Annotated in this window: 17 protein-coding genes; 16 read left to right on the top strand and 1 reads right to left on the bottom strand. The window is 72.6% G+C overall.

Annotated elements, in window-relative coordinates; all coding sequences use genetic code 11:
* Nucleotide 1 precedes the first annotated feature (1 nt).
* The 8 genes from hisB to IO33_RS0118925 all read left to right on the top strand — a co-directional run bounded on the left by hisB (nucleotide 2) and on the right by IO33_RS0118925 (nucleotide 5,241).
* Entirely contained in the window at nucleotides 2–595 is a 594-nt protein-coding gene (gene hisB / locus IO33_RS0118960) for an imidazoleglycerol-phosphate dehydratase HisB (RefSeq protein ID WP_031166423.1), read from the top strand.
* Nucleotides 592–756: a hypothetical protein gene (locus IO33_RS51235; protein ID WP_031166421.1), complete on the top strand. Its 165-nt coding sequence runs from the start codon at nucleotides 592–594 to the stop codon at nucleotides 754–756. The genes hisB and IO33_RS51235 overlap by 4 nt, the downstream gene beginning before the upstream one ends.
* Entirely contained in the window at nucleotides 747–1,394 is a 648-nt protein-coding gene (gene hisH, locus IO33_RS0118950; RefSeq protein WP_031166419.1) for an imidazole glycerol phosphate synthase subunit HisH, read from the top strand. Before IO33_RS51235 ends, hisH begins: the two co-directional genes overlap by 10 nt.
* Before the next feature lie 3 nt (nucleotides 1,395–1,397).
* Nucleotides 1,398–2,123: a bifunctional 1-(5-phosphoribosyl)-5-((5-phosphoribosylamino)methylideneamino)imidazole-4-carboxamide isomerase/phosphoribosylanthranilate isomerase PriA gene (gene priA, locus IO33_RS0118945; protein WP_031166413.1), complete on the top strand. Its 726-nt coding sequence runs from the start codon at nucleotides 1,398–1,400 to the stop codon at nucleotides 2,121–2,123.
* Nucleotides 2,120–2,512, top strand: coding sequence for a RidA family protein (locus IO33_RS0118940; RefSeq protein ID WP_031166411.1), 393 nt, complete (start codon nucleotides 2,120–2,122; stop codon nucleotides 2,510–2,512). The genes priA and IO33_RS0118940 overlap by 4 nt, the downstream gene beginning before the upstream one ends.
* Before the next feature lie 6 nt (nucleotides 2,513–2,518).
* A complete protein-coding gene (gene hisF, locus IO33_RS0118935; protein WP_031166408.1) occupies nucleotides 2,519–3,274 on the top strand; it encodes an imidazole glycerol phosphate synthase subunit HisF in 756 nt (251 codons plus the stop codon).
* A 122-nt stretch (nucleotides 3,275–3,396) separates the two neighbouring features.
* Complete coding sequence (locus IO33_RS0118930) at nucleotides 3,397–3,984, top strand: ArsR/SmtB family transcription factor (RefSeq protein ID WP_031166406.1); 588 nt, start codon at nucleotides 3,397–3,399, stop codon at nucleotides 3,982–3,984.
* Nucleotides 3,985–3,999: 15 nt separating this feature from the next.
* Nucleotides 4,000–5,241, top strand: a complete 1,242-nt coding sequence (locus IO33_RS0118925; protein WP_031166404.1) for an MFS transporter — start codon at nucleotides 4,000–4,002, stop codon at nucleotides 5,239–5,241.
* A 79-nt stretch (nucleotides 5,242–5,320) separates the two neighbouring features.
* Here IO33_RS0118925 and IO33_RS0118920 read toward each other — a convergent pair whose 3' ends face one another.
* Nucleotides 5,321–5,956, bottom strand: coding sequence for a TIGR03085 family metal-binding protein (locus IO33_RS0118920; RefSeq protein WP_031166402.1), 636 nt, complete (start codon nucleotides 5,954–5,956; stop codon nucleotides 5,321–5,323).
* An 83-nt stretch (nucleotides 5,957–6,039) separates the two neighbouring features.
* Here IO33_RS0118920 and hisI point away from each other — a divergent pair, with 83 nt between their 5' ends.
* The 8 genes from hisI (at nucleotide 6,040) to trpB (ending at nucleotide 12,157) form a co-directional block, all read left to right on the top strand.
* Nucleotides 6,040–6,441 carry a phosphoribosyl-AMP cyclohydrolase gene (gene hisI, locus IO33_RS0118915; protein WP_031166400.1) on the top strand — a complete coding sequence of 134 codons (402 nt, stop codon included), beginning with the start codon at nucleotides 6,040–6,042 and terminating at the stop codon, nucleotides 6,439–6,441.
* A gap of 11 nt (nucleotides 6,442–6,452) precedes the next feature.
* Entirely contained in the window at nucleotides 6,453–7,946 is a 1,494-nt protein-coding gene (locus tag IO33_RS0118910) for an anthranilate synthase component I (protein WP_031166397.1), read from the top strand.
* A 56-nt stretch (nucleotides 7,947–8,002) separates the two neighbouring features.
* Nucleotides 8,003–8,641 carry a TIGR02234 family membrane protein gene (locus tag IO33_RS0118905; protein ID WP_031166394.1) on the top strand — a complete coding sequence of 213 codons (639 nt, stop codon included), beginning with the start codon at nucleotides 8,003–8,005 and terminating at the stop codon, nucleotides 8,639–8,641.
* Nucleotides 8,642–8,811: 170 nt separating this feature from the next.
* Nucleotides 8,812–9,072 carry an HGxxPAAW family protein gene (locus tag IO33_RS0118900; RefSeq protein ID WP_031166392.1) on the top strand — a complete coding sequence of 87 codons (261 nt, stop codon included), beginning with the start codon at nucleotides 8,812–8,814 and terminating at the stop codon, nucleotides 9,070–9,072.
* A 131-nt stretch (nucleotides 9,073–9,203) separates the two neighbouring features.
* Entirely contained in the window at nucleotides 9,204–9,635 is a 432-nt protein-coding gene (locus IO33_RS0118895; protein WP_051926863.1) for a DUF2752 domain-containing protein, read from the top strand.
* Between the two features lie 134 nt (nucleotides 9,636–9,769).
* Entirely contained in the window at nucleotides 9,770–10,579 is an 810-nt protein-coding gene (gene trpC, locus IO33_RS0118890) for an indole-3-glycerol phosphate synthase TrpC (protein WP_031166387.1), read from the top strand.
* Nucleotides 10,580–10,599: 20 nt separating this feature from the next.
* The gene (trpM, locus tag IO33_RS0118885) at nucleotides 10,600–10,806 is read left to right on the top strand and encodes a tryptophan biosynthesis modulator TrpM (protein ID WP_031166385.1); all 207 of its coding nucleotides are present in this window, start codon (nucleotides 10,600–10,602) and stop codon (nucleotides 10,804–10,806) included.
* 67 nt (nucleotides 10,807–10,873) lie between these two features.
* Complete coding sequence (trpB, locus tag IO33_RS0118880; protein ID WP_031166382.1) at nucleotides 10,874–12,157, top strand: tryptophan synthase subunit beta; 1,284 nt, start codon at nucleotides 10,874–10,876, stop codon at nucleotides 12,155–12,157.
* Nucleotides 12,158–12,165 lie beyond the last annotated feature (8 nt).

Raw genomic sequence — 12,165 nt, 5'->3', positions numbered from 1 at the left:
CATGAACCGCGTTGGACGCGTGGAGCGCACCACCAAGGAGACCTCCGTCCTCGTCGAGATAGACCTCGACGGCACCGGGCGGACCGACATCGCCACCGGCGTCGGCTTCTACGACCACATGCTCGACCAGCTCGGCCGGCACGGCCTGTTCGACCTGACCGTGAAGACCGACGGCGACCTGCACATCGACTCCCACCACACCATTGAGGACACCGCCCTCGCGCTCGGCGCCGCCTTCAAGCAGGCGCTCGGCGACAAGGTGGGCATCTACCGCTTCGGCAACTGCACGGTCCCGCTGGACGAGTCCCTCGCCCAGGTGACGGTCGACCTGTCCGGGCGCCCCTACCTCGTGCACACCGAGCCCGAGAACATGGCCCCGATGATCGGTGAGTACGACACCACGATGACCCGGCACATCCTGGAGTCCTTCGTGGCCCAGGCGCAGATCGCGCTGCACGTGCACGTGCCCTACGGGCGCAACGCGCACCACATCGTGGAGTGCCAGTTCAAGGCGCTCGCCCGGGCCCTGCGCTACGCCAGCGAGCGCGACCCGCGCGCGGCCGGCATTCTTCCCTCCACGAAGGGCGCCCTGTGAACAGCCTCTCCACCCTGCTGATCGTCGTCGGCCTCTTCCTGGTCGGCGGCATCGTCTCCTTCGTCAAGCAGAAGATGCCCGCGAGCCTCATCGTGCTGCTCTCCATCGGCGCGGGCCTGTGCCTCGTCGCGGGCGTCATGCGGCTGGAGGTGTGGAATTGAGCGCTTCCAAGCGAGTGGTCGTCTTCGACTACGGCTTCGGCAACGTCCGGTCCGCCGAACGCGCCCTCGCGCGCGTGGGCGCCGATGTCGAGATCACGCGTGACTTCGACAAGGCGATGAACGCCGACGGGCTGCTGGTGCCGGGTGTCGGCGCGTTCGCCGCCTGTATGCAGGGGCTGCGCGCGGCGCGCGGTGACTGGGTGATCGACCGGCGGCTGTCCGGCGGCCGGCCCGTGATGGGCATCTGCGTCGGCATGCAGATCCTGTTCGCGCGCGGCATCGAGCACGGCGTGGAGGCCGAGGGCCTGGACGAGTGGCCCGGCACGGTCGCGCCGCTCCAGGCCGACGTCGTGCCCCACATGGGCTGGAACACCGTGGAGGCCCCCGCCGACTCGGAGCTGTTCGCCGGCCTCGACGCCGGTGCGCGCTTCTACTTCGTGCACTCCTACGCCGTCCACGACTGGTCCCTGGAGAGCCACAACCCGTTGATCGCCGCCCCCAAGGTCACCTGGTCGACGCACGGCAAGCCCTTCGTGGCCGCCGTGGAGAACGGCGCCCTGTGGGCGACCCAGTTCCACCCCGAGAAGTCCGGCGACGCCGGCGCCCAGCTCCTCACCAACTGGATCGGAACCCTGTAGACCATGGCCAAGCTCGAACTCCTCCCCGCCGTCGACGTCCGCGACGGCCAGGCCGTCCGTCTCGTGCACGGCGAGTCCGGGACCGAGACCTCCTACGGCTCCCCCCTGGAGGCCGCCCTCGCCTGGCAGCGCTCCGGCGCCGAGTGGCTGCACCTGGTCGACCTGGACGCCGCCTTCGGTACCGGCGACAACCGTGAGCTGATCGCCGGGGTCGCGGGGGCCATGGACATCAAGGTGGAGCTGTCCGGCGGCATCCGCGACGACGCCTCCCTGGCCGCCGCCCTCGCGACCGGCTGCACGCGCGTGAACCTCGGCACCGCCGCCCTGGAGACCCCCGAGTGGGTCGCCGAGGTCATCGCCGAGCACGGCGACAAGATCGCCGTCGGTCTGGACGTGCGCGGCACCACCCTGCGCGGCCGTGGCTGGACCCGCGACGGCGGCGACCTCTACGAGACGCTGGCGCGCCTCGACAAGGAGGGCTGCGCCCGCTACGTCGTCACGGACATCGCCAAGGACGGCACCCTCCAGGGCCCGAACCTGGAACTGCTGAAGAACGTGTGCGCCGCCACCGACCGCCCGGTCGTGGCCTCCGGCGGCGTGTCGTCCCTGGACGACCTCCGCGCCATCGCCGAGCTGGTACCCCTCGGTGTCGAGGGCGCCATCGTCGGGAAGGCCCTGTACGCGAAGGCGTTCACCCTGGAAGAGGCCTTGGAGGCTGTGTCGTCATGACAGATGCCGTGCGGCGCGTGCAGAGCGGAAGTCCCTGGGAAGAGAGTTTCGGTTTCGCACGTGCCGTCGCGGCGGGCGACCGTGTGCTGGTGGCGGGCACGACGTCCTTCCGGGGCGATGTGCTGTACGGCGAGGGCGACCCGTACGAACAGGCCAAGGTGGCCTTCACCGGCGCCGTCGACGCGATCGGTGAGTTCGGGCTCGGCATCGGGTCCGTGATCCGGACGCGGATGTACCTGAGCCATGTGCGGGACGTGGACGCCGTCGGGCGGGCGCACAAGGAGATCTTCGACTCCGTACGCCCGGTGTCGACCCTCCTGGTCGTCGAGGGGTTCGTCGACCCGCGCATCCTGGTCGAAGTGGAACTCGAAGCATTCAGAGGAGCCTGAGCAGTCATGACCCTGGCGGTCCGAGTCATCCCCTGCCTGGACGTGGACAACGGCCGGGTCGTCAAGGGCGTCAACTTCCAGAACCTGCGTGACGCCGGTGACCCCGTCGAGATGGCCAAGGTGTACGACACCGAGGGCGCCGACGAGTTGACGTTCCTGGACATCACCGCGTCCTCCGGTAACCGGGAGACGACGTACGACGTGGTGCGCCGCACCGCCGAGCAGGTGTTCATCCCGCTGACGGTCGGCGGCGGCGTCCGCACGGCCGAGGACGTGGACAAGCTGCTGCGGGCCGGCGCCGACAAGGTGGGCGTGAACACCGCCGCGATCGCCCGCCCCGACCTGATCCGCGAGATCGCCGAGCGCTTCGGCCGGCAGGTGCTGGTGCTGTCGGTGGACGCGCGCCGCACCGGTCCGGGTGCGTTCGAGGTGACCACCCACGGCGGCCGGCGCGGCACCGGCATCGACGCCGTGGAGTGGGCGCACCGGGCCGCCGAGCTGGGCGCGGGCGAGATCCTGCTGAACTCGATGGACGCGGACGGCACCAAGGACGGCTACGACCTGGAGATGATCGCGGCGGTCCGCACGCACGTGACCGTCCCGGTGATCGCCTCCGGCGGCGCCGGCAGGCTGGCGGACTTCCCGCCGGCCGTCCGGGCGGGCGCGGACGCGGTGCTGGCCGCGTCGGTCTTCCACTTCGGCGATCTGCGGATCGGCGAGGTGAAGCAGACGCTGCGCGAGGCGGGCCACCCGGTGCGGTGATGCCGCACTGAGCGCGGGCCCCGGTCGCCTCTGGCGGCCGGGGCCTTCTTCGGGACAGATACGAAAGAGAAGTTGCGCAAAATCTGTTGTGCAGTTTTTCTTTCGCTTCTACAGTCGTGGACATGGCAGGCAAGGAGAACCGCCGGATCACCGACATCGGCACCCTCAAGGCGCTCGCGCACCCCCTGCGCATGAGGCTGTACCGGCTGCTGTTCATCGCCGAGGCGGCCACTGCGTCCCAGCTCGCCGAGCAGGTGGACGAGGCCGTCTCCCTGGTCAGCTACCACCTGCGCAAGCTCGCCGAGCACGGACTGGTGGAGGAGGCCGAGCCGCGCAGTGCGGACGCCCGCGAGCGCTGGTGGCAACCGGCCTCCGACGGCGTCTCCATCCGCGAGGAGGACTTCCAGGACGCCCCCGAGAAGGTGACGGCCCACCTGGCGGCCTCGCGCCTGTTCCTGGAGCAGCGGACCGAGATGTACCGCAGGTTCCTCGACGAGCGCACCCACTGGGGAGCGCGGTGGAACGAGGCGGCCTCGGACTCCGAGTCGCTGCTCAGGCTGACCCCCGAGGAGCTGGCCCGGCTCAAGGAGGACCTGACCGACCTGCTCAAGCGCTACGACGAGCAGGGGCGCGCCCGTGAGGCCGCGGGCGACACCGAAGGGCGCGAACACGTCGCGCTGCACGTGTACGGCTTCCCGTTCCGCGTCTGAGAGGACCGTCCTCGCATGACCGCCACACTCCTCCCGCCGGCGACCGCGCCGCAGGCCCACCGCGACCCCAACGTCCGGCGCTGGCTCGCCGCCTACACCTCCTCGATGCTGGGCGACAACGTCTACTACCTCGCCCTGTCCTGGGCCGCCGTCCGCGCCGGGACCCCGGCGCAGGCCGGGCTCGTGATGGCGGCGAGTGCGCTGCCCAGGGCCGTGCTGATGCTGGGCGGGGGAGTCGTCGCGGACCGGCTCGGGCCGCGCCGGGTCGTCATCGGCAGCGACGCCGTGCGCTGCGCGGCCGTCCTCGCCGTGGCCGCCCTGCTCTTCCTCACCCGCCCCGGGCTGTGGCCGCTCGCCCTGCTGGCGCTGGTCTTCGGCGCCGTCGACGCCGTCTTCATGCCCGCCGTGGGCGCCCTCCCGGCCCGCCTCACCGAGAAGGGCCAGCTCGCCCGGGTCCAGGGCATGCGCGGCCTCGCCATACGTTTTTCCAGTGTGGTCGGCGCCCCGCTCGGCGGGCTCGGTGTGGCCGTCGGCGGCGCCGCGGCGGCCTTCGCACTCGCCGGGCTGCTCATCGCCGTCTCGGTGCCGCTGCTGCTGTCCGTACGGGTGCGGGACCTGCCGAAGGACGACACCCCCGGCGCGGCGGGGACCGTCTGGAGCGACCTGTGCGCCGGACTGCGCCACATCCGCCGGCACCGCGTCCTCGCCCCGCTGATGCTGGCCATCGCCCTCGGCGACCTCGGCTTCGTCGGCCCGCTGAACGTCGGCCTGACGCTGCTCGCCGACCGGCGCGGCTGGGGCGCCGCCGGCATGGGCTGGGTGCTCGCCGGGTTCGGGATCGGTGCGGGAGCCGCCTCGCTGCTGCTGACGGTCCGCGGACGGCTGCCGCGCGCCGGACTGGTCACCGGGTGCGCGTGCACCGCGGGCTCCGTGGCCGTCGGCGCCCTCGGCTTCGTCCCGACCCTGGCCGCGGCCGTGGGGACGGCCGTGCTCGTCGGCCTGCTCACCGGGCTCAGCGGCGCCCTGTGCGGGGCCCTGCTGCAGACCCATTCCGACCCCGCCTGCCTGGGCCGGGTCACCGCCGTCTCCAGCCTGATCAGCCTCGGCCTGACCCCGCTGAGCATGCCCGTCGCCGCCGCCGCGATCGGCACCTGGGGGCTCGGACCGGTCTACGCGGTCAGCGCCGCCGTCTGCGGCCTCGGCGGGCTCGTCGCCCTCGTCATACCGGCCCTGCGCCGCGCGGAACTCCCCCGCTGACCGAGGTTCATCCCTTCGGGTGAATCGGCCGCACCGGCTTGCCGCGGGTGCGGCCCCTCCCGGCTGTCCGACCGCCCGGTCAGAGGCCCAGCTGCTTGGACTCGTGCAGCTTGGCGATCGCGTCCGCCTCGCCGTCCACCTGCACCTTCGCCGTGTTCTGCCGGCCGAACGCGAACATGAGCAGCTCCGACGGCTCTCCGGTCACCGTCACCACCGGCGCACCCCGGTGCGCCACCGCCGTCTGCCCGTCCGGGCGGCGCAGCACCAGGCCCGTCGGCACACCCCGGCCCACCAGCCGCGCGGTGCGCTCCAGCCGGGACCACAGGGTGTCCTGGAAGACCGGGTCCAGCTCACGCGGGCTCCAGTCCGGCTGGGCACGGCGGACGTCCTCGGTGTGGACGTAGAACTCCACGATGTTGGCCGCCTCGTCGATCTGCTTGAGCTGGAAGGGCGAGAAACGCGGCGGACCGGTCCGGATCAGCTGGATGAGCTCCTCGTACGGCTTCGCGGTGTACTCGGCCATCACCTTCTCCAGGCGCGGCGCGAGCTGTTTGATCAGCGCGCCTCCGGCCGCGTCCGGGCGGCGCTCGCGCACGATCACATGTGCGGCCAGGTCCCGGGTCCGCCAGCCCTCGCAGAGGGTCTCGGCGTCCGGACCGACGGTCTCCAAGAGGTCGGCGAGCAGCAGCCGTTCACGCTTGGCAAAGGTCGACATGCAGTCAGCCTACGACCAGCCGCCGAGTCCGCGCAGTGGACACGGCACCGGCGCTGTCGTACCCGCGCGGCACAATGGCACCCATGACCAGTACGACCGGGGCACCCCGGCCCAGCAGCCTCGACCCGGAGATCGCCGCCCGCCTCAAGCGCAGCGCCGACGGCCTCCTGCCCGCCATCGCCCAGCAGTACGACACCGGCGAGGTGCTCATGCTCGGCTGGATGGACGACGAGGCGCTGCATCGCACGCTGACCACCGGCCGCTGCACCTACTGGTCGCGCAGCCGCCAGGAGTACTGGGTCAAGGGCGACACCTCGGGCCACCTCCAGTGGGTGAAGTCGGTCGCGTTGGACTGCGACGCCGACACCGTGCTGGTCAAGGTCGACCAGGTGGGCGCGGCCTGCCACACCGGCGCGCGCACCTGCTTCGACGAGGACGTGCTCCTCAAGGACGCCGGTTCCGCCGTCCCGACCACTGATCAGTAAGGTCAGCCGCCATGGACCTAGAGACCTTCCGCAAGCTCGCCACCGACCGGCGCGTCATCCCGGTCACGCGCAAGCTCCTCGCCGACGGCGACACCCCGGTCGCGCTCTACCGCAAACTGGCCGCCGAGCGCCCCGGGACCTTCCTCCTGGAGTCCGCGGAGAACGGCCGCTCGTGGTCCCGGTACTCCTTCGTGGGCGTCCGCAGCGCCGCCACGCTCACCGCGCGGGACGGGCAGGCCCACTGGCTCGGCACCCCGCCGGTCGGCGTCCCGGTCGACGGCGACCCCCTGGCGGCCCTGCGCGCCACGATCCAGGCCCTGCACACCCCGCACCAGGACGGCCTGCCGCCCTTCACCGGCGGCATGGTCGGCTACCTGGGCTACGACATCGTCCGCCGCCTGGAGAAGATCGGCCCCGGGGAGCGCGACGACCTGCGGCTCCCCGAGCTGACCATGCTCCTGACCAGCGACCTCGCCGTCATGGACCACTGGGAGGGCTCGGTCCTGCTGATCGCCAACGCGATCAACCACAACGACCTCGACACCGGGGTGGACGAGGCCTACGCCGACGCCGTGGCCCGGCTCGACGCCATGGAGGCCGACCTCGCGCGCGCGGTCCCCCAGCCCCCGGCCGTCCTGCCGCCCTCCGAGCTGCCCGAGTACACCGCGCTGTGGGGCGGCCCCGACTTCCGGGTGGCCGTCGAGGACATCAAGGAGCGCATCCGCGCGGGCGAGGCCTTCCAGGTGGTGCCCTCCCAGCGCTTCGAGACCCCGTGCACGGCGAGCGCGCTGGACGTCTACCGCGTCCTGCGGGCCACGAACCCGTCGCCGTACATGTACCTGTTCCGCTTCGACGGGTTCGACGTCGTCGGCTCGTCCCCCGAGGCCCTGGTGAAGGTCGAGGACGGGCGGGCGATGGTCCACCCCATCGCCGGCACCCGCCCCCGCGGCGCCACCCCGCAGCAGGACCAGGCCCTCGCCGAGGAGCTGCTCGCCGACCCCAAGGAGCGCGCCGAGCACCTGATGCTCGTCGACCTCGGGCGCAACGACCTCGGCCGGGTCTGCGAGCCCGGCTCGGTCGAGGTGGTCGACTTCATGTCCATCGAGCGCTACTCGCACGTGATGCACATCGTCTCCACCGTCACCGGCAGGGTGGCCGAGGGCCGCACCGCCTTCGACGTGCTCACCGCGTGCTTCCCGGCGGGCACCCTCTCCGGCGCCCCCAAGCCCCGCGCGATGCAGATCATCGACGAGCTGGAGCCGTCCCGGCGCGGCCTGTACGGCGGCTGCGTCGGCTATCTGGACTTCGCCGGCGACTCCGACACCGCGATCGCCATCCGCACGGCCCTCCTGCGGGGCGGCACCGCCTACGTCCAGGCCGGGGCCGGCATCGTCGCCGACTCCGACCCGGTGGCGGAGGACCAGGAGTGCCGCAACAAGGCGGCGGCGGTCCTGCGGGCGGTGCACACGGCCAACCGGCTGGGCAGGCAGGGCGCTTCCGGCTGAGTGGGGCGCTTCTCATACGAACCCCGGGTGACGGTTCGCCCGGGGTTCAGGCGATAGTGGAGTACGTGACTGCTGTACCTCACCCCCGTACCCAGGCCGCCGCGCCCGCCCGGTCCGGCCGCCGCAGCCTCGCCGTGGCCCTCCTGTGCGGCGCGCTCGGCGCGGCCGTGACGCTGCTCGCGACCCGGCAGCGCTGGGCGGCGGGCACCGCGACGGTGGCCGGCGGCGCGTTTCCGCTCACCGCCAAGGGCAGCGACGTCACGGGCGTCCCCGCGGCCCTCGCCATAGTGGGCCTCGCCGCGCTCGTCGCCGTCTTCGCCGTCCGCCGGGCCGGCCGCGTCGTCGTCGCCGCACTGCTCACCCTGTCCGGCGCGGGCATCACCGCCGCCGCCCTCGTGGCCGCCTCCGACAGCTCCGCGCTGGACGAGAAGGCCGCCCAGGCGAGCGGCGACACCTCCGCCACCGTCGCCGCGCTCAGCCACACCGGCTGGCCGTACGTCGCGGCCGCCGGCGGCGCGCTGATCCTGCTGGCCGGCCTGCTCGCGCTGCGCTACGGCAGCCTGTGGCCCGCCATGTCGGGCCGCTACGAGCGCGGCACCGACCGCCCGCGCCGCACGGCCCGGCCGGTCGACCCGGAGCGGCCCGAGGAGATCTGGAAGGCCCTGGACCGGGGCGAGGACCCGACGGGGGCGTGACCCGCACCGCGGGTGTGGTGAAACAGACGCCACCCCCGCGTCCGGCACGGGCGCGCGTACGGGACAATGGACGACGAGCGTCCGGCTCGGACAGTGACGGGCGGGCTCGGAGCGGTACGACACGTACGACGCTCCCCTGGGACACGTACACAGCAACGAGGAGCACAGACATGGCGGGCAGCAGCCACGGCCACGGTCACACCCCGGCCGCCTGGACCGGTGTCATCATTTCCTTCATCGGTTTCTGCGTCGCGGGCGCCTTCATGGTGATGGCCAACACCGTCGGTTTCTGGGCCGGCATGGTGCTCATCCTCGGCGGCGCTGTGGTCGGCGGCATCATGAAGGCCATGGGCCTCGGCGCGGACCCGAAGCCCCTCAAGATGGCCGACGGCCCCCTCGCGACCCGCGAGCCGGCCGGCGCGGAGAGCTGAGCGCACCTGTCTGCTTCCCCGAGGGGCGGCCCGGCACCTGGCACAGGGTGCGGGCCGCCCCTCGGGCGTTCCACCGCGCACGCCACCGGCCCGGAGGGGACAATGCTCGGGTGAACGCCGACAGTCACCCCCTGCCGCGGACCGCCCCCTGGCCCACCGCGTCCGTACCCGTGTGGCGGCGCCTGGCCGTCCCGGCGGCCGTCCTCGCGGCCGTCGCCGCGGCCTTCGCCTACGTCGGTGCCGTCGACCCGAACGAACCCGGTCACTACCCGGTCTGCCCGCTGTACCGGCTCACCGGCCTGTACTGCCCCGGCTGCGGCGGCCTGCGCAGCGCGCACGCCTTCGTCCACGGCGACCTCCTCACCGCCCTGCGCGACAACGCGCTGGGCGTGGCCGCCTACGTGGGCTTCGCCGTGCTGTGGGCCGTGTGGGTGGTCCGCGCGGCCCGCGGCCGGCCCCTGCGGGTGGGCCTGGGACCGGCGCACCTGTGGGCGGCCGGCACGGTGCTGCTGGTGTTCACGGCCGTCCGGAACCTGCCGTCGGGCGGCTGGCTGCATCCCTGACCGAGCGGGGGACGTCCAGGGAGTGGGACCGGCGTCCACCGGATGCGAGGGCTCCGCGCTGCTGCGGATACCATCGCAGTGACCACAGGTTTTCCCAGCCTGAAGGAACCACCGTCTGAAAGGGGGCCGCTCGCGTGAGTGTGCTCGACGAGATCATCGACGGAGTCCGTGCCGACCTCGCGGAGCGGCAGGCACGCGTCAGCCTCGACGAGCTCAAGGAGCGCGCGGCCAAGGCCCCCGCCGCGAAGGACGGGGTGGCCGCGCTCAAGGGCGACGGCGTGAAGGTGATCTGCGAGGTCAAGCGCTCCAGCCCCTCCAAGGGCGCGCTGGCAGCGATCGCCGACCCGGCCGGGCTGGCCGCGGACTACGAGGCGGGCGGCGCGGCCGTCATCTCCGTCCTCACCGAACAGCGCCGCTTCGGCGGCTCGCTGGCCGACCTGGAGGCCGTCCGCGCGCGCGTGGACATCCCGGTCCTGCGCAAGGACTTCATCGTCACCTCGTACCAGCTGTGGGAGGCCCGGGCCTACGGCGCCGACCTCGCGCTGCTGATCGTCGCCGCCCTGGACCAGCCGGCCCTGGAGTCGCTGATCGAGCGGGCGGTGTCGATCGGTCTGACCCCGCTGGTCGAGGTGCACGACGAGGACGAGGTGGAGCGTGCCGTGGACGCGGGCGCCAAGATCATCGGCGTCAACGCGCGCAACCTGAAGACGCTGGAGGTCGACCGCGGCACGTTCGAGCGGGTCGCGCCGGAGATCCCGGACCGCCTCGTCAAGGTCGCCGAATCCGGTGTCCGCGGCCCGCACGACCTGATCGCCTACGCCAACGCCGGCGCCGACGCGGTCCTCGTCGGCGAGTCCCTGGTCACCGGCCGTGACCCGAAGACCGCCGTCGCCGACCTGGTCGCCGCGGGCGAACACCCCGCGCTGCGGCACGGGCGAGGCTGACCGCCGGTAGGCTGGATCCGATGACTCTCACCGTGACGACCGTGGACCGGCACGCCCGCCTGGCGCGCGGCTGCCGCCCGCGGGGCTGCCGCGCCCCGGCCAGGCGCGTCCACGGCCGTCGCGTGCGGTACGTCATCGGTGACGAGCCCGGTCAGGTGAACGGACGCCGATGGCAGCGCGCCCCCGAGGGGCGCGGGGAACTGCGCGACCGGCCGCACCCGGCCTGAGGTCGTCCGACGAGCTCCGCCCCCACGGCGAACCGTGTTGTCCACACACTCACCGTGAGGTTCTGGCATGCCCAGCGATTTCTTCTTCCCTGACCCGGAGGGTCAGGTCCCCAGCACCGAGGGCTATTTCGGCGCGTTCGGCGGCAAGTTCATCCCGGAGGCCCTCGTGGCCGCCGTCGACGAGGTCGCCGTCGAGTACGACAAGGCCAAGCAGGACCCCGAGTTCGCCCGCGAGCTCGACGACCTGCTGGTGAACTACACCGGCCGCCCCAGCTCCCTGACCGAGGTTCCCCGCTTCGCCGAACACGCCGGAGGCGCCCGCGTGTTCCTCAAGCGCGAGGACCTCAACCACACCGGCTCCCACAAGATCAACAACGTGCTCGGCCAGGCCCTGCTCACCCAGCGGATGGGCAAGACGCGGGTCATCGCCGAGACCGGCGCCGGCCAGCACGGGGTCGCCACGGCCACCGCCTGCGCCCTCTTCGGCCTCGACTGCACCATCTACATGGGCGAGGTCGACACCAAGAGGCAGGCCCTGAACGTGGCCCGGATGCGCATGCTCGGCGCCGAGGTCGTCGCGGTGAAGTCCGGCAGCCGCACCCTGAAGGACGCCATCAACGAGGCGTTCCGCGACTGGGTCGCCAATGTCGATCACACCCACTACCTCTTCGGAACCGTCGCCGGTCCGCACCCGTTCCCGGCCATGGTCCGCGACTTCCACCGGGTCATCGGCGTCGAGGCCCGCCGCCAGCTGCTGGAGCGCGCCGGCCGCCTCCCCGACGCCGCCGTCGCCTGTGTCGGCGGCGGCTCCAACGCCATCGGCCTCTTCCACGCCTTCATCCCCGACGAGGGCGTCCGCCTCATCGGCTGCGAGCCGGCCGGACACGGCATCGAGACCGGCGAGCACGCGGCCACCCTGACCGCGGGCGAGCCCGGCATCCTGCACGGCTCCCGTTCCTACGTCCTGCAGGACGAGGAGGGCCAGATCACCGAGCCGTATTCGATCTCGGCGGGCCTGGACTACCCGGGCATCGGACCGGAGCACTCCTACCTGAAGGACTCCGGCCGGGCCGAGTACCGCGCGATCACCGACGACGCGGCCATGCAGGCCCTGCGCCTGCTGTCCCGCACCGAGGGGATCATCCCGGCCATCGAGAGCGCCCACGCCCTGGCCGGCGCCCTGGAGGTCGGCCGGGAGCTGGGCAAGGACGGTCTGATCGTCGTCAACCTCTCCGGCCGCGGCGACAAGGACATGGACACCGCCGCCCGCTACTTCGGGCTCTACGACACCGACGCCGAGGTGGCCGCCGACCAGGCCGACACCGCGGAGATCGAGGGGGACGCCAAGTGAGCGGGGCC

Origin of the sequence: Streptomyces durhamensis, assembly GCF_000725475.1 — a bacterium.
In the GTDB taxonomy this organism is placed as follows: domain Bacteria; phylum Actinomycetota; class Actinomycetes; order Streptomycetales; family Streptomycetaceae; genus Streptomyces; species Streptomyces filipinensis.
The sequence above is the reverse complement of the archived record's forward strand: the minus strand, read 5'-3'. Positions and strand labels throughout refer to the sequence as shown.